16 protein-coding genes and 2 pseudogenes are annotated in these 16762 nt (G+C 54.5%); 16 read left to right on the forward strand and 2 right to left on the reverse strand.

Features of this window, described 5'->3' with window-relative positions:
- The first annotated feature begins 77 nt into the window (after nt 1-77).
- Together QOM08_RS12765 and QOM08_RS12770 are read left to right on the forward strand one after the other, a co-directional pair.
- Nucleotides 78-1292 carry an OprD family porin gene (locus QOM08_RS12765; protein WP_410479143.1) on the forward strand — a complete coding sequence of 405 codons (1215 nt, stop codon included), beginning with the start codon at nt 78-80 and terminating at the stop codon, nt 1290-1292.
- 168 nt (nt 1293-1460) lie between these two features.
- A complete protein-coding gene (locus QOM08_RS12770) occupies nt 1461-1862 on the forward strand; it encodes a MerR family DNA-binding transcriptional regulator (protein ID WP_316913094.1) in 402 nt (133 codons plus the stop codon).
- A gap of 85 nt (nt 1863-1947) precedes the next feature.
- On the opposite strand, the gene QOM08_RS29095 is transcribed toward QOM08_RS12770, so the two are convergent.
- Nucleotides 1948-2175, reverse strand: coding sequence for an alpha-hydroxy-acid oxidizing protein (locus QOM08_RS29095; RefSeq protein WP_410479130.1), 228 nt, complete (start codon nt 2173-2175; stop codon nt 1948-1950).
- On the opposite strand from QOM08_RS29095, the pseudogene QOM08_RS12775 reads away from it, so the two are divergent.
- Nucleotides 2123-2372: pseudogene (locus tag QOM08_RS12775) on the forward strand (histone-like nucleoid-structuring protein, MvaT/MvaU family); the annotation flags it as partial. The gene QOM08_RS29095 and the pseudogene QOM08_RS12775 overlap by 53 nt on opposite strands.
- Nucleotides 2373-2510: 138 nt before the next feature.
- On the opposite strand, the gene QOM08_RS12780 reads toward QOM08_RS12775, so the two are convergent.
- The gene (locus QOM08_RS12780) at nt 2511-3005 is read right to left on the reverse strand and encodes a PaaI family thioesterase (RefSeq protein WP_316913095.1); all 495 of its coding nucleotides are present in this window, start codon (nt 3003-3005) and stop codon (nt 2511-2513) included.
- Nucleotides 3006-3501: 496 nt separating this feature from the next.
- Between QOM08_RS12780 and QOM08_RS12785 the strand changes: the two are divergent.
- From QOM08_RS12785 to QOM08_RS12840, 13 genes and pseudogenes are all read left to right on the forward strand, one after another.
- Nucleotides 3502-5268: pseudogene (locus QOM08_RS12785) on the forward strand (acetyl/propionyl/methylcrotonyl-CoA carboxylase subunit alpha); the annotation flags it as partial.
- Between the two features lie 89 nt (nt 5269-5357).
- Complete coding sequence (gene can / locus QOM08_RS12790; RefSeq protein WP_316913097.1) at nt 5358-6002, forward strand: carbonate dehydratase; 645 nt, start codon at nt 5358-5360, stop codon at nt 6000-6002.
- 577 nt (nt 6003-6579) lie between these two features.
- The gene (locus QOM08_RS29100) at nt 6580-7083 is read left to right on the forward strand and encodes a glutathione S-transferase family protein (protein ID WP_410479131.1); all 504 of its coding nucleotides are present in this window, start codon (nt 6580-6582) and stop codon (nt 7081-7083) included.
- Nucleotides 7084-7444: 361 nt separating this feature from the next.
- Nucleotides 7445-7762: a hypothetical protein gene (locus QOM08_RS12795; protein ID WP_316913098.1), complete on the forward strand. Its 318-nt coding sequence runs from the start codon at nt 7445-7447 to the stop codon at nt 7760-7762.
- Between the two features lie 61 nt (nt 7763-7823).
- Complete coding sequence (locus QOM08_RS12800) at nt 7824-8459, forward strand: TetR/AcrR family transcriptional regulator (protein ID WP_316913099.1); 636 nt, start codon at nt 7824-7826, stop codon at nt 8457-8459.
- Nucleotides 8460-8945: 486 nt separating this feature from the next.
- On the forward strand, nt 8946-9323 hold the full coding sequence (locus QOM08_RS12805; protein ID WP_316913100.1) for a DUF1330 domain-containing protein: 378 nt from the start codon (nt 8946-8948) through the stop codon (nt 9321-9323).
- 689 nt (nt 9324-10012) lie between these two features.
- The gene (locus tag QOM08_RS12810) at nt 10013-10759 is read left to right on the forward strand and encodes a YkgJ family cysteine cluster protein (RefSeq protein WP_316913101.1); all 747 of its coding nucleotides are present in this window, start codon (nt 10013-10015) and stop codon (nt 10757-10759) included.
- A gap of 186 nt (nt 10760-10945) precedes the next feature.
- Nucleotides 10946-12040: an NADH:flavin oxidoreductase/NADH oxidase gene (locus QOM08_RS12815; protein WP_316913226.1), complete on the forward strand. Its 1095-nt coding sequence runs from the start codon at nt 10946-10948 to the stop codon at nt 12038-12040.
- Between the two features lie 104 nt (nt 12041-12144).
- Complete coding sequence (locus QOM08_RS12820) at nt 12145-12474, forward strand: antibiotic biosynthesis monooxygenase (protein WP_316913102.1); 330 nt, start codon at nt 12145-12147, stop codon at nt 12472-12474.
- Between the two features lie 94 nt (nt 12475-12568).
- On the forward strand, nt 12569-13891 hold the full coding sequence (locus tag QOM08_RS12825) for an MFS transporter (protein WP_316913103.1): 1323 nt from the start codon (nt 12569-12571) through the stop codon (nt 13889-13891).
- A 28-nt stretch (nt 13892-13919) separates the two neighbouring features.
- Nucleotides 13920-14438: a DUF2255 family protein gene (locus tag QOM08_RS12830; RefSeq protein ID WP_316913227.1), complete on the forward strand. Its 519-nt coding sequence runs from the start codon at nt 13920-13922 to the stop codon at nt 14436-14438.
- A gap of 209 nt (nt 14439-14647) precedes the next feature.
- Nucleotides 14648-15616, forward strand: coding sequence for an XdhC family protein (locus QOM08_RS12835; protein WP_316913104.1), 969 nt, complete (start codon nt 14648-14650; stop codon nt 15614-15616).
- Between the two features lie 25 nt (nt 15617-15641).
- Nucleotides 15642-16550 carry an AraC family transcriptional regulator gene (locus QOM08_RS12840; protein ID WP_316913228.1) on the forward strand — a complete coding sequence of 303 codons (909 nt, stop codon included), beginning with the start codon at nt 15642-15644 and terminating at the stop codon, nt 16548-16550.
- Nucleotides 16551-16762: the final 212 nt, after the last annotated feature.

Raw genomic sequence — 16762 nt, forward strand, 5'->3', positions numbered from 1 at the left:
CCCACCTAAGAGAAGAGGGCTCTATGTACCTACATCGTTCTGCTCCATTCTGCACATTGTCGAGTCTTGCTGCTGCCATGTGCGTCTCGACGCCGGCCTTGGCGGACTTTATCAGCGACAGCAAGGCCAATTTGGATACGCGTAATTTCTACATGAATCGCGACTTCCGTCAGAGCGGTGCTGCTCAGTCCAAGGCCGAGGAGTGGGCTCAGGGCTTTATGTTGCGCTTCGAGTCCGGTTACACCGACGGCCCCATTGGCGTGGGTTTCGATGCTATTGGCCTGCTAGGAGTCAAGCTCGACTCCAGCCCCGACCGGGTCGGTACCGCCATCCTAAAGAGCGATCGCGAAGCCCCAAGGCGGGCCCAGGACGAGTACGGCGAAGCCGGGTTCACCGCCAAGCTGCGCGCCTCCAAGAGCACCCTCAAGCTCGGCACCCTGCAGCCGGTTTTGCCGATGCTGATGCGCAACGACTCTCGGCTGCTGCCGCAGACCTTTCGCGGTGCCTGGCTTAATAGCAACGAGATCAAGGACCTGAGCCTGGACCTAGGCCGCCTCGACCGGGTGAACCAGCGCGACTCCTCGGATAACGAGGAGATGACCGTGTTCAACGGCGGCAGGCGCAATATCGTGCTGGGCAGTGCCAAGACCAGCGACGAGTTCCTGTTCGGCGGTGGTCGTTACCAGTGGACGCCCGAACTCTCCTCCAGCTACTACTACGGGGGGCTCGACGGTATCTATAAACAGCACCTGGTCAACCTGGTACACCAACTGCCGCTGGGCGAGGGCCAGAGTTTCAAATCTGACATCCGTTTCGCTCGCTCCATCGATGACGGCGGCAGCAATGTTGACAATGACGCCTTCGGCGCGCTGTTCACCTACCGCCTCGGCGCCAACGGTTTCAGCGCCGGCTACCAAAGTATGAGTGGTGATACCGGCTTCGCTTACATCACCGGCTCCGATAACGCGCTGATAAATCTTCTTCAGATCAACGATTTCGGCAACCAGAACGAGCGCTCCTGGCAATTGCGGTACGACTTCGATTTTGCCACGCTCGGTGTGCCGGGGCTGACTTTCTTTACCCGCTACGTTAACGGCGATAACGTCGATCGTGGGCCAGGGCTTAGCGAGGGCAAAACCTGGGAACGCAATACCGACATCGCTTACCTGGTGCAAAGCGGCCCGCTGAAGAATGTCGGCATCAAGTGGCGCAACGCTAGCACTCGCAGCAACATCGGCAGCGACCTGGACGAGAACCGCTTTATCGTCAGCTACACTCTGCCGATCTGGTAAGGAAGTCCCTGGCAAGCCTCGCGGCCGCCTCCCTGACGACTGCGAGGCTGAGTCGTTCCCTTGACGTTAACGTAATGAATTGTTAGCGTGCCTAGGTTTAAAGCCTTATAAAGAGGCCGTGCGGACGCCCTCACGGCCTTTCGATTAGGTTTAGACAAAGGACCGAGCATGACCGTTAAAACCTACAGTATTTCTGAGCTGGCGCGCGAGTTGGACGTGACCACTCGTACCATCCGTTTTTATGAAGAGCAGGGAATGCTGGCTCCGACGCGTCGTGGCCTAGAGCGCATTTACACCCCGAAGGATCTGGTGGCACTGAAACTGATCCTTCGCGGCAAACGTATCGGTTTCTCTCTGGCCGAGTGCAAGAGCCTGATCGAGCTGTACGATCCGCAAGGTGACAACCACTATCAGCTCAACATCATGCTGAAGAAGATCTACGAGCGACGCCTGCAGCTGGAGCAGCAGCTACTTGACATTCAGCAGATGCAGTTGGAACTGGACACTGCCGAGGAGCGCTGTCACTCCGCTCTACTGGAGATTTCCGAGTCGACAAACGTTGCGGGCTGATAGGTGACCCCTGAGCCAGTCGAAACGATATTTTTCACCCCCCGCGCCCTGATACCAAGTTTGCTCAGGCTCGTCGTGGTAAGCATTACATCGATGATAGCTGGTAACGCGCTAATGGTTGACGGGGCACCATCGAGCTGGCGACTATCCTGGTGGACACAATCAGTGCGTCAGCCCCGGCCGCGGGACGTGCATCATCCGGGTCGAGAATGCCCTTTAAGATGAGTATTCCTGGCCAGTGGCGCCCCCGTGCAACATCGGCCCAACTCCGTGCGTTGCTTGCCAAGTACGGCTTCAGCTTGAAAGTCCTCATCAGCTTACTTGACCCACAAGCTGCTCGTCACGCACCAGCCACCCAATCCCAACCTGTCACTCGTAAGCCTCGTCAATTGAAGGTCTACAAAAATCCAGACAGTGGTCGTGGAAACCAAAAGCGGCAACCATCGGACGCTGAAGGAGGGGAAGGCGAAATACGGCACCAACACTGTCGAGTCCTGGCTAACCAAGTGAGTTTGGATTGAGTGCTAAAGGTCTAATCTAGAGCACTTATATATTTAGCCGCAGCTCATTAACAGCTTTTGTCGCTCTGGCGGCGAGGATGGAGCCGCATGCGGGTCAGCGAGTTTGCCCTGGTTGATTGGAGTCGATCTAACGTTTATGAGCGACGGCAGCTAGTTGCACTGTATCTACTCGAACAAAAATGGAGTCTCCAATAGCAGTGAGCACGTCCCCCGCGTAGACCTCACAGACGACACGAGTTTTACGTCCAACATCACCTTCCACTCTCGCACGCAGGGTCAGCGGCACACCCATCGGTGTCGGTTTGATGAACTTGATGCCAAGGTTGCCAGTGACACAATTGATGCGGGGGAGGCTTGCGACTTCGCGGTGTTCCCCACGGTAGTGATAAGCCATCGCCGTCCAGTTTGAATGGCAATCAACCAGCATCGCTACCAGCCCGCCGTATACCAGGTCTGGCCAGCCACAATACTTAGGGTCAGGTAAGTGCTCGGCCAAGACATGCACGCCGTCTTCATGCCAGAAGCTCTTGATGTGAAGCCCATGCGTATTACTGCTGCCGCAGCCGTAACAAATGCCTTCAGGTGCGGCGGTGTCTTGCAGAGAAGCGTTGAGTTTGGGCATGCCTTGGTCCCTGAATAATGTGAATCAAACCGGGTCGGATTTTACCTGAAGCGAAGCGCAGCGAGCGCTCGAACATTATTGGTCGACGGCCACATCATCGAAACGGGAAATGAGCCCTGCAGAGAAGGGAAAATGATTTTGAGCGTTATCGCACGTATTGACGTTAACGTCAACGTTAATGTAGCTTTAAAAACACGAAGGCACCTGACCGTGTCTTTGGAACTGTGAGGGGAAACAAGAGCAACTACCTTCAGCGAGATCTCGCGATGACGTTTTTAACTAGCCAGGCTTCGCCGTTATACCGACAAGCCATTGCGCGAATCCTTATTAGCCCTCAAGGGCAGTTGAGAAACGAAACCGGACTGGGAGGTTATATCGTGAACCCCTCTACGGTTGCCATTTCAACACTGGATCACCGCTCTTCGATGTCGCTGTTCCCTGAGTATCGCTCGTCGCAACCCGAAATAGTTACTCAGGTAGCCCTGGAGCAACGCCCATGATTAACACTATTCTGGTCGCCAATCGCGGAGAAATTGCCTGTCGCATTATGCGTACGGCCAAAGCAATGGGTATCAAGACGGTGGCGGTACATAGCACCATCGACAATGATGCCCGTCATGTCCGTGAAGCTGACATTGCGGTCCATCTCGGAGGCGCCAAACCGGTAGACAGTTACCTGCGCATTGATACTCTGATTGCAGCCGCTAAGGCCTGTGGTGCCCAAGCGATACACCCCGGCTATGGTTTTCTGTCGGAAAACGCCCATTTCGCCCGCGCTATTGAAGCCGCCGGCCTGATCTTTCTTGGCCCGCCGGTCACTGCTATTGATGCCATGGGCAGCAAATCCGCGGCAAAGAAACTGATGGAAGCAGCAGGTGTACCACTTGTACCTGGCTTCCATGGCGACGCTCAGGATATCGCGACTTTTCGTACGGTGTCGGACCGCATAGGCTACCCCGTATTACTCAAGGCCGTTGCCGGTGGTGGGGGCAAGGGCATGAAAATAGTGACGCGCGACAGTGAGCTGGAGCAGGCGCTCAGTTCGGCACAACGTGAAGCGCTGTCATCGTTCGGCGACTCGCGGATGCTGGTGGAGAAGTACCTGCTCAAACCCCGTCACGTGGAAATTCAGGTATTCGCCGACCAACACGGCAATTGTCTGTACTTGAACGAGCGCGACTGCTCGATCCAGCGCCGCTACCAGACGGTCGTTGAAGAGGCTCCTGCACCAGGGCTGGCGCCTGAGTTGCGTCAAGCGATGGGCGAAACCGCCGTCAAGGCCGCTAAAGCCATAGGCTATGTGGGCGCCGGCACGGTTAAGTTCCTGCTTGATAATCGCGGCGAGTTTTTTTTCATGGCAATGAACGCCCGCTTACAGGAAGAACATCCTGCGACTGAAGCCATTACCGGGCTCGACCTGGTGGCCCTGCAAATCCGCGTGGCCTGTGGAGCTCCCCTTTTGATGACCCAGGTGCAAGTACCGCTGATTGGGCATGCCATCGGAGTACGCCTGTATGCAGAAGATCCGGACAATGATTTTCTTCCTTCCACCGGCGCCCTTGATTTGTACCGCGAGTCAGCCCCCGGCCCGGGCCGCCGGGTCGATAGCGGTATCAGCGAAGGCGATGTCGTTTCTCCGTTCTATGACCCGATGCTGGGTAAGCTGATCGCTTGGGGTGGCAATCGGGAAGAAGCGCGCCTGCGTCTGTTGGCCATGCTCAACGAGACCCAGATCGGCGGCGTCAAAACTAACTTGACCTTCCTTCGCCGAGTGCTCGCCCATCCGGAGTTCGCCGCTGGGGAGTTGGATACTGGTTTCATCCTCCGTCATCAAGAACAATTGCTCCCGCCCGTTGGCGCCCTGACGCCGCAGTTCTGGCAAGTCGCGGGGGAAGCTTTCGCACAGAGCGAACCGAGCCGCCGCGCAGTTAATGATCTGTCTTCTCCTTGGGCGGGGCTGGACGGCTGGCACGCTGGTGCTGCCCCGGAAACAACACAGGTGCTGACTTGTCAGGGCCAAACACAAAAGGTGAGTGTCAATGTCTGGCCTCGCTGGCATGGCGAATGGATTTTCTGCACAGATGGGCAGATGGACGCAGACCGCCCGCTGAGCGCGAAAGCCCTGTGTCGCCATCACGTCATTCGGCGAGGCAGTAATCTTTATCTGGAATGGCAAGGCGAGCTCCGGACCGTCACAGCGCTCGATCACATCACAGAGGCTGATGCCAGCCACAGTCAATCAGGAGGGCTGACGGCACCGATCATCGAGCCCACAGCCTAATGTATCTAGCGCTTGCCCTCCGACGGACTGATGTCCGTCAAAGCAGCGATTCAATCTCGAGGCTTCATTGCATGAACGAATTACAAGATCTGATTGATAAAAACGAGCGCTGGGCTGACGCGATCACTAAAGAAGATCCTGGTTTTTTCGCCAAACTGGCCCGTCAGCAAACGCCGGAATTCCTATGGATCGGGTGCTCCGACGCCCGCGTGCCGGCGAACGAGATTGTTGGCATGCTGCCCGGTGACCTGTTCGTCCACCGAAACGTGGCCAACGTGGTACTGCACACTGACCTTAACTGCCTGTCGGTAATTCAGTACGCGGTGGATGTACTCAAGGTCAAACACATCCTCGTCACCGGCCACTATGGCTGCGGTGGCGTGCGTGCCTCAATGCAGAACAGTCAGTTGGGTCTGATCGACGGCTGGCTGCGCTCGATTCGCGACCTCTATTATGAAAAACGCGGAGAGCTGGCCAGGCTGCCGACCGAAGAGGAGCGCGTCGACCGTCTCTGCGAACTCAACGTGATTCAACAAGTGGCCAACGTCGGCCACACCAACATTGTGCAAAATGCCTGGCACCGTGGACAGAAACTATCGATTCACGGCTGCATCTACGGTATCAAGGACGGACGCTGGAAAAGCCTGGACGCCACCATCAGCGGTTTTGAGCAGTTGCCGCCGCAGTACCGCATGCGTCCGGTCGAGGCGTTGTAAACGCCTTCAGCCAACCTTTGTCGGCGCCAGTTAGCTATTCCTCGTGCAACCACAGCAATCAGGACGCAAGCTGAAACGGGTGCAGCTTGCGTTCCGTTGCGGCGAAAATCATCGTCAGCCGATTTCCTATTTGAGGTCTTTCAGCGTCCGTTTTCGGGAGTATGAAGAATGGAGCGTGGGTCTGACGGGAATTCCCGACCAAGGATACAAATCCAGATTGTTGAGCACGCAGTGCTGGCCCTTTGCTCCCATTTTCTCCTGGCGGTAGGTTCGGGTGCTGAGGAGGTAACCTCATCTTTTGGTTGACGCTTACGTTAGCGTCAATGTATTGTTAAAAAAAAGCGGTGAGTCCCGTCTTAAATACCTTTCGTGGGAAATAGAAATGACCATTTGCCAAGTTCTTGCGATGATGGCTCTGACTAGCCTAGGGTCAATAAATATTGCAAGGAGTTCTTTGGCAGTTAGACGAGGATGCTGACCTCAGCTGCTTACTCATCCTAGTCATAGTCGGCCCAATGGCGCATTACACCCTCGGTCTGCGTCATGTCCGTTAGACTCAACACATTTAGGTCAACACATGATTACCCTCTTTCACTGCATGAGTGCTCGCTCGTTCAGGCCATTATGGACTCTGGAAGAGTTAGGGTTGAGCTACAAGCTGAATACGCTGTCATTACCGCCTAGGTTTCACCCTCGGCAGTATCTGAATATCAATCGGATCGGCATGGTCCCAGCACTTATCATCGACAAAATACTGATGACGAAGTCTGCCGCCATTTGCGAGTATCTTGCAAAACTGTTCGGCCCTACCCCTTTGGGTGTCTTACCTGAAGACCCAGATTACGCCAAATATCTGAATTGGCTTCATTACGGTGAGGCGCCCCTGACATTTCTTCAAACGATCGTCCTGCGGTACGGACAATTTGAAGAACCACCAGGGCGTTTGCCGCAAGCAGTTCAGGACTACTCACGTTGGTTCCTGGGAAGGCTGCGAGCTGTTGGTTCAGCACTGGGTGACCGAGAGTACCTCTGTCAGAACCGATTTTCACGGTTGCTGATACCTCAGAGAACTACGCTCTAATGCTTGCAGACTTCATCGGGTCCAGAGACCGCCGCACTAGAACAAGGTGTTTCTACTTTGCATAGGCCGATGATTGGGAAAGTCGTTAGACAATTTCGCATGCCAGGCGAATCATATCTGGAGACCGACGACGTCTTTATTCTGCGTCAGCGCGCAGCAGGAACAAGAGTTTAGTGCGCCGCCAATCCAGCGGTAAGCTGATCGTACGGGATACCATCCGACTAGGACATTCTGAGCACCACCCCGTCTTTCAGGATGTCACCACGCATGATGTCTTGAAGGGCGGTTCTTTATTTATCAATTTAAACAGATTGAGCACATTCGCAGAGCGATAACCATCACGGCCCATAGGGAGTGCATCATGCAAAAACTCATTGTCATCGCTGCTCTCCGTACTGCTCTCATTAATTATCAGTATTCTCTAGTCGTATCCACCGGCGGCCTATTTAAGAAGACTGGGCTCGACTGTGTTGAGATGAATAAGGTAAAGGTTGGCCGGATTCTTTTTGATGGTTCTTGCCTGAATGTGGCGCCTCAGGCTGCGATAGATAGCTGTATGCCGCATGCGATTCAATACTGCGACGCTGAAGTGATTATCGCTGGTATTAAGAATAAGAGCTCATGCCAAACCTTCAAACAGACGTACGCATGGACTGCGCGAGCCAGACTGACACCTTGACCCGGTATGGGCTTGTTAGAGGCCTTAACCAATGTACCATTGGCGCTGGAGTACTAAAGCGATGCGTGCTCATCTGAACCCTGTCTCAACTTCTGAAAGTATCTCTTTACATACAAATAGCATAGATCATGTGCGATTAGTGGCTTTGGAATTGTTCGTTGCTAAAGGTTTTAAAGGGGTGAGTTTACGACATTTGGCATCTGCTGTTGGTTTGCAGGTAGGTTCGCTTTATAGCCATATAGACAGTAAAGAAGCACTGCTTTTCGAGTTGATTGACGACTATGAGCGTGAGTTATTATACGTTCTGTTTCAACGAGTCGGTAGCGAGGGAGACCCTCTAGAAAGGTTGCGCTCCTATGTGGATGCATATATCCGTTTTCTCATGGATAATTTTGTTGGTTCATTATTGGCTCGATATGAGTTTAGGAGCCTACGACTTAATGACCAAGACAGCGTTGTTCTTATTCGTAAAAAATATCAAGAACTGCTGTGCGGCATCTTGCAAGATGGAGTTGCCGAGAAAATATTTCATGTTGATAGTCTATCGATTACTGCCCGGGGATTAATTGCATTGCTGGATGAGATGTCTGGCAATGTAAATGCCGGTACGACAAGTCCCGAGTGGCTGGCCACTTTATCACAAAACATTGTAGCCAGGACCGTGGGCGTCGTGGCTTCTAGTTCAGTTCCCCGTTAAGGATAATATGCGAACTTGATAATTGTCTGATGGCTTGTATTTTCATAGGCACAAAATTTGTCGGCCAATTCTCAATAACAAGCTTCTTTGAATCGGTCAGTCGCAGCTTTATCTCGAGTAGCCGTTCTGCTGGCACGGAGAGGAGAATCGGACGTCGGAAGTGATTCGTGCAGTACTGCGCTGTTGTTATCTCCTGTCTTGCAGAGTATCCACGCTAATCCTATTAGTAACGTTCATACAAACGGCTCACCAAAACAAAATCCTCAAGTATTGAGGCGATATTTCCGAATTCCGAAGCGCTTTTCCTCCTAGGAAAGGGGCCGGCGAACTAATCGAAACAGGCAACAAAAAAAACGGTTTCGGCATTTAATTCCAAGCAAGTCATCCCATACTCAAACACCGCTCTCGACGCTGCCGCTACCTGAGCATGGGCCGCGTTTAGCGCGTTTAGCGCGTTCTGCCATTCAAACTATGGGAATAAAACTGATGAAAAGATTCGTTAAAGGCACTCTCGCTGCATTTGCTTTGGCGTTCGCGGGTGTCAGCCAGGCACAAGATGCACAAGCGCATGGTTACTTGATTGCCAACTATGACATCAAGGATCAGGCGACTTTCCAGGCTTACATGGATGCAGCAGGGCCGCTTGCAACTGAGTTTGGCGGCAGGGTAATTGTTTTCAACCCCAAGGCTCAAGCAGTCGAAGGCAAGCCTCGCTCGGTGATGGCAATTGTTGAGTTCCCAAGCCTTGCCGATGCTCAACGCTTCTATAACTCGCCGGAATACTCGGCGGCTAAAAGGCTACGTGTGCAGGCAACTGAAGGCACTGTCATCATGACCGAAGGGTATGTACCCGCTCCGCAATAATCAGGAGAAGGCCGGCCTTCAATCTCCAGTCGTACGACACCCATCAGCAGCCTTTAGGAGTCCGATATGACTGGTATGGATCGGCGGAAGCGCCTCGGATGCCTCATCAGACAGCGCTTTACCTTGGCCATGAAAGTTCAGAGCGTAATCTGCGTCAACTCTTGCAATCGGAGAGGGCGTTGACTTGATCGAGAGCAGGTTGTCGCTGTTGCCGATGGCCGCCACGATCTTCTGCTGAGCGCGACAGGTGGCGACCACCGCATGCCCGGCGGCCAACGCTGATTTGGCCAGGTAAGCACCGAGGCCGCGACCGCCCGTGGTGATAAGCCAAACTTTTTGTCTGTCATCAGATGTTTCTCGGAAGGTGGAGTGATTGTGCCGCTCAAAGATAAGGCCCCTGCAACCAATGCCGAGCTCGTGCCAGCGTTGATTCCTTCTCGGGGCTCTGCTGAGTAACGGTTTGCAGGGTTTGAGGCAAAGGCTGCCTAAAGCACCAGACTTTCAAATATTCGACCGCCGCTGAGGCGGATAATTGAAATGACCTCGAATCGGGCAAGCATGCCGCCAGATCTGGCAAACAGATCTGCTCCTTGTTTCACATACTCCCGCGGTGCCCTCAGGTCCTTCCACAGCTGTATCTGGGTGGCAAGTAAATCTGTGGTCGGTCGAAAACATGTGCGAGTGCTGATATGGAAAACAACGCTATCCGGTTTGCCTGCAACGGCTGCGGGATCTGCTGCAAAGGTCGTCTGGTTCCGCTGACGTTGGGCGAGACAAGGCAGTGGCTACAAAGAGGGCATGAGGTCGCGATCATACTGGAGGCGTTTGATGAGTCCACCTGGGCTTTGCAACCTCAGCAATTTGCCCATGCTGCCGGAAGAGCTGTGGAAGTGACTTGTGGTGACGCCCATGTCCGGGTCGTTGCGGTGTTCGCGGGCAATGCGCTGGTGCAATGTCAGAACCTCGGCGATGACGGTCGTTGCGGTATCTACGAGGAGCGGCCACTGGTATGTCGAATCTACCCGATGGAAATCAATCCGTTCATTGCCCTGACTCCAGAGAGCAAAATTTGCCCTCCTGAAGTATGGGAAGAAGGTGAAATCCTGTTTACAGACCGCATCGTCGATCCGGTTCTTGCCGATCAGGTCGAGCGTTCCCGTCAGGCGGACAGGGACGATGCTCAGGCCAAAATCGCGCTATGCGAGGCTCTGGGGCTAAACGTTGCGGCGTGGAAGGGGAACGCGTTCGCGGTGTACCTGCCCGATCGAGCGAAACTGGTGGAGGCTATCGGTCGCTACGACACTGGGACAAATGCAGCGATACGTCCAGATTGGAAAGTCCGAGTTGACACGCCGGCATTACGCCAGCAACTGCATCAGGGGGGCGTAGCATTGGATGATCAGCTGGCAACTGACTACATCTTTCACACGCTATAACCCCAAACTAATATCATCATATTAGGCATTCGTTGTAAGTGACATATCTTGTAATATTTGGGCCTGATGGGGTGTTGGTTGTTAATATTCGTTGAATCAAGCAATCAATAGCGTCGATCAGGCAAGCGGCTCAAGCCGCGGGCGCAGCATACTGCGGCCATGCTGATCAACGATGAAGGACCTCAGATGGCCTCTCTTTTGGCTCCGTACATCTTGAAAGACGTCACGTTACGTAACCGTATCGTGGCTTCGCCGATGTGCCAGTACCAGGCCCGCGACGGTCTACTGAACGAATGGCATCAGACTCACTACGAAACCTTGGCCAAGGGTGGTGTCGGCCTGGTGGTGGTTGAGGCCACAGCAGTGTCGCCCAGGGGGCGCATCACCCCTGGTGACGCAGGCCTTTGGTGTGATTCGCAAGTTTCGGGTTTTGCTTCGGTGGCGTACGCCATAAAGACAGCGGGAGCGGTGCCGGGTATTCAGATTGGGCACGCCGGACGCAAGGCCGGCTGCTCTGTACCCTGGCAGGGCGGCGCGCCACTACCTGAATCCGATCCACTGGCTTGGCAACCCATCGCACCCAGTGCTCTACCTTACATGGCTGGTACGCCGCACCTGCCCAGCGAAATGACACTCACAGAAATTGAACGCACTCAGAATGACTTCGCTCAAGCCGCAGTTCGTGCACTGGAGGCTGGGTTCGAATGGTTGGAACTGCATTTTGCCCATGGCTTTCTCGGCCAGAGCTTTCTATCGCAGCAGGCCAATATCCGCACCGATCAGTACGGCGGTAGTCTGGAGAATCGTGCACGCTTCCTGATAGATATCGTGGTTGCGGTCAAGCGAGTCTGGCCAGACCACTTGCCGTTGACCCTACGCATCGGCGTGGTGGAGTTCGGTCAGGAGACCGAGGCGTCCTTTTTCGAGTCCATCCAGATGCTCAAATGGCTCAAGGACGCTGGGGTCGACTTTGTCGATATCTCCTTGGCGCTCTCCAGCGCCGATGAGCCTGTGCCATGGGCGGCTAATTTCATGGTTCCTTACGCTGAACGTGTTCGAGCAGCAACAGGCTTGCCTGTAGGGGCGAGTTGGATGATCACCGACGCTCAGCAAGCTGATGCTTTTGTGCGCGCGGGTCAGCTGGACTTGGTGTTCTTCGCGCGGACGTTGCTGGCGAACCCCCACTGGCCATTCCAGGCGGCACGAGACCTGAACATCCCTGATCCTTCAGCGGTGCTGCCAACCCCTTACGCATTTTGGCTGAAAAACTGGCCGGGTTGAGCTCATAGCCTCCCGATGCTTTGCATGAATACCTATGCGCTGGCCGGTAGCCATTGGGAAGTACTGAGCGTGGCGCCAACCTGAAAACTTTTTGGAGAACACTCATGAGTTCGTCAATCCGGGACGGTAGGTTCAGTCATTTTGTTGAGTTTACTGTCGATCCGCTTCATGTGGAGGACCTGGTTACAACGTTGATCACGCGTATAGAGCGCTTTACCTGCTTCTGCCCCGGGTTTATCAAAGCTGACGTGCAAGTCAGTGACGAAGGAGATCGGGCGCTCATGCACATTCTGTGGTCCTCCAGGGCACACGGTGAGCAGGCCCTAAAGAGCGCCCAACGGTTGGATTCGGACCTGTTTCAACTGGCGCGACAACATCATGCCAAAGCGTTGTTGTTCAGTACCTACAACGTTGTTGCTGAAGTGTATGCATAGCGTTTATTGACTTGAGCCCCCTTGATGAACTTATGGAAACTTCTTTGATGCCCATCGCCGGACACTTGCCCATCTCAACCGGGTTTAGTCACCAATGATGTCCGCGGGGACGCTCAAATGGGCGAACGTATTGCCATCCGAGCGAGCGACGCTGCTGCTCGGTTTTGCGTTTCATTTCTGCGTGCTGGCCAGCTATTACCTGGTGCGTCCGCTACGCGACGCGTTGGGCCTGGAAGGCGGTGCAGACAAATTGCAGTGGCTGTTTACCGCAACTTTTATGGTGATGTTGCTGATAGTTCCGATTTTTGGTGCGTTGGTGTCGCGCTTGCCTGCCAAGCGATTCATACCGTTGATCTATCGCTTTGTCGCTTTAACGATGATGGTGTTTGGGGTGTTGATCGCCAACAAGATTGCACCCGTCCAGGTCGGCCAGGTGTTTTTTGTCTGGATCAGTATCTACAACCTGTTCATCGTGTCCATTTTCTGGAGCGTACTGGTTGACCGGTTTTCCAGCGAACAAGGCCTGCGATTGTTCGGCTTTATTGCGGCGGGCGGAACCTTGGGCACGTTCGTCGGCCCTCTACTGGCAGCGACCATGGCATCGAAGCTTGGCCCCATGGCATTGACCCTGGCGGCGGCGGTGCTGCTGGAGTTGGCAGTGCGTTGTTACCAGGCGCTGTTGTCTCGGACTGATACGCGGTCTGCGAGCCCTGCTTCCGGTGATCGAAGCTTGGGTGGCGGCATGCTCGCCGGCATCACGCTGATTACGCGCTCGCCGTATCTGTTGGGGCTGGTGTTGTTCATGCTGCTGCACACGACTGCCGCCACTTTTTTGTATTTCGAGCAGGGACGGATTGTAGCTGGCAGTTACTCAGACGTAGCCAGCAGAACCCAATTTTTTGCCGTGGTCGACCTCATCGTGTCGGCGCTGACCTTGACCTTTCAACTGTTGCTGACGGGGCCGTTGATTCGCCTCGTTGGCGTTGGCGGGGCGCTGGTCGCACTGCCCGTGGCGACCATTGTCGCGTTCACCGCCATGGCACTGGCACCTGTGCCCGCCATGGTCGCTTTGGCGCAGGGCCTGCGCCGAGCGATTGAGTTCGCCGTTGTGCGTCCGGCGCGAGAAGTGCTCTGGACCGTAGTCAGCCGAGAGGAAAAGTACAAGGCCAAGAATGTCATTGAAACCCTAGTGTATCGGGGGGGGGATGCCGCCAGCGGGTGGCTGTCTGCGGGATTGGCAACCGTGGGCGCGGGCTTCGGGTTTGTGGCAATAGTCATTGTGCCCGTCGCCGGTATTTGGAGCGGGCTGTGCCTCTGGCTGGCCAATCGGCAGAGGCATAAGGCTTCGTTGATGACCGATGGCGAGGGCGGCTGTGGCTCTGTCGCTTCAGAAAGTGATAGTGCTATCCACCGATAAAATCTACTGTGTATGGAGAGATAGAGTGATGATTCTGAATGCTTCGAGTTTCAAGTTGGCAGCGGTGCTGTTTGTAGCGGTAGTGTCAGCGTCTTCGTTGCTTTGGGCGGCAAATTCAGATGCGGGCGCAAAGGAGCAGCGCGCTTCCAATCCCCAGATACAAGTCGGCGCGTGGTCAGAGCAGGAATTGCAGCGCATCGTCAAAGCCGACGATCTGAAGGTTTCTCCCTTTCGTGAGGATGGCATCACTTACGGCACCCCTACATGGGTCTGGTGTGTTGAAGTCGATGGCGCCCTGTACGTCCGGGCCTACAACGGCAAAGCTTCACGTTGGTACCAAGCCGCCGTTCGAGAAAAAGCAGGACAGGTGATCGCTGCCGGAATGACACGCAAGGTCATCTTCGAGGCAGTGGAAGGCGAAATCAATCGTCGTATCGACGACGCTTACCGTGCCAAGTACAGCGCCAGCCCTTATTTGGAACCCATGATCGGTGAGCGGGCGCGTGCTGCAACCGTCAGGATCACTCCTTTGGCTGGCGGTGCTTGAAACCGCTATATGGGGCGTTTACCGCGTGGCTTTTCGTTATGTTGAAGCGGATGTGGCAATGCCCTTCGTCAGTTTAAAACGTCTGCATCTTTGCTCCTAAGGCGTCGTTGACATGCCAGAAGCATAAGTTTGGCAGATGGAAATGCATGTCGAGCCTTGATGGTAACGATTGAGAACTTCACCGGATGAATCGATGTGGTAGCCGCACCATGGAAAATCTTGACCTACAGGTAATTCAGCAAGCCTTGAGATGGCTTGAACAAGGACATCGGGTTTGGTTGTGTACGGTCCTTGCTACCTTTGGCTCTGCACCACGTGGCCCGGGGTCAATGTTGGTAGCCTTACCGACAGGTGCATTCTGCGGCTCGTTGTCTGGAGGCTGCGTCGAAGACGATTTTCTGGAACGGCTTGGTCGAGATGAGTTTGCCGAGTGCAACCAGATTGTTCGTTATGGTGAAAGTGGACTTGCACCGTCACGGGAGTTGCCTTGCGGTGGGGTGCTTGATGTTCTAGTAGAAAAGTTCGAGCCGGACTGTGCAGCGCAGGAACACTTCGCGATGTTACTAAGCGCGCTGCAGGGGCGGCATCTGGTTGTGCGCCATATTACCCTCGGAACGAGCGTTCGACAGATCGAGGTCGACGCGAGCGTGTCCGCTACAGTCGCTGTGGATACTGATCAGGTGCGAATTCGCGTTGGGGCGGCCCGGCGGTTGCTGGTAGCAGGCCTGTCACCGGTGGCGGAGTTTTGTGCCGGTTTCGCGGTCGCCTTGGGTTATGAAGTGATCGTGTGTGACCCGCGTGATGAGCTAACCTCGACGTTTACCATGGCGCAGGTACAACTGCTGAAGGTCCTGCCAGCCACCTACATATCACAGGGTGGTTGCCACGCAGCAACTGCTATTGTGGCCTTGACTCATGATCCTAGACTTGACGATCTGACCTTGCTGGAAGCAGTCAGAACTCCCGCGTTTTACATCGGGGCCATGGGTTCCAGGCGCACCAGCGAAAGGCGTCTGGAAAGAGTCAAACGCATCGGTGGACTGGAAGACCATGCCCTCGAACGGATTCATGCGCCAATTGGACTGAAACTGGGAAGCAAGACCCCGGCAGAGATCGCGCTTGCGGTCATGGCGGACATTGTTCGGGTGAGTAACGGCGTCGGCCGTGACCATCTCTGAGTCTGTTATTTTTAGGGAGTTGAATGTGCATACCGATTTGTCAAATGACCAAATTACAATTGATATCACTCGCCTCGCCAGATCGGTCAGTCAACTGGTACCTGGCGATGGTGACCTCGTCACCGACATTCCCGGTTTGAGCCTGCATCGACGTAAAGCCGTTACTGCTCCCATGCATTGTATCTACGGCCTGGGGATTGGCGTGACCTTGCAAGGTGGTAAGCAGGTGATAGTGGGCCATGAAGTACTCCCGTATAAGCCCGGCGAGTCGATGGTTACCAGCGTCGATCTTCCGGTAACTTCTCATGTCACTCATGCAAGCGTTCTCAAGCCATTCCTGGGCATGATGCTGGCACTCGACAGCATCACAGTGATGCAGGTCGCTGAGCGCATGCGGCTATCACAGCGCATGAGAGATGACGAGTTTCGTCCAGTGACCGTACAGGCTTTGGATGCAGGGGTGCTTGATGCACTGAGGCGCTTGGTGGACCTGCTGAAAGAGCCCCAATGGATTGAGACCATTGCCCCGTTGATCAAGGAGGAGATCATCGTCCGGCTGTTAAGTGGAACCCACGGTCCGCAGTTACTGCATGTCATTGCCGCCGGTTCACCCAGCCAACAAATTGCGAAGACATTAGGCTGGCTGAAAATGAATTTTCGCCAGACGTTGCGCATGGATGATCTGGCAGCGCAGGCGCATATGAGTCCGTCTACGTTTCGCCAACACTTTCGTGCCGTGACAGGCATGAGCCCTTTGCAATATCAGAAACAGTTACGACTACAAGCTGCTCGACAGTTGATGCTCAGCCAGAATATCGACGCGAGCAGCGCGGGAGGACTGGTGGGGTACGAAAGTTCCTCGCAGTTCAGCCGCGAATATAGTCGCCTATTTGGAGAGCCACCTCAGCGCGATATCAAACGGATTCGCATGTGAAGTATGAGTTGTGCGGTGATTTTCTAGAAGCCGCTTGTAGAATGAAACTGCAATCAAAACTTTATTTTTGTCCCATTAGGCTCACCCAGCAGTGAGCCTTTCCATGGTGCGCCCAGCAAGGGCGCACTTACGTGGCGGTGAAAAGTCCACTTCAAGGGAAATGCTAGCTAGAGGTAAAGGGTTTCGCGGGTGACTCCTAGACTGAAGGAGGC

The organism is Pseudomonas sp. P105 (assembly GCF_032614175.1).
GTDB classification, from domain to species: Bacteria; Pseudomonadota; Gammaproteobacteria; order Pseudomonadales; family Pseudomonadaceae; genus Aquipseudomonas; species Aquipseudomonas rhizophila.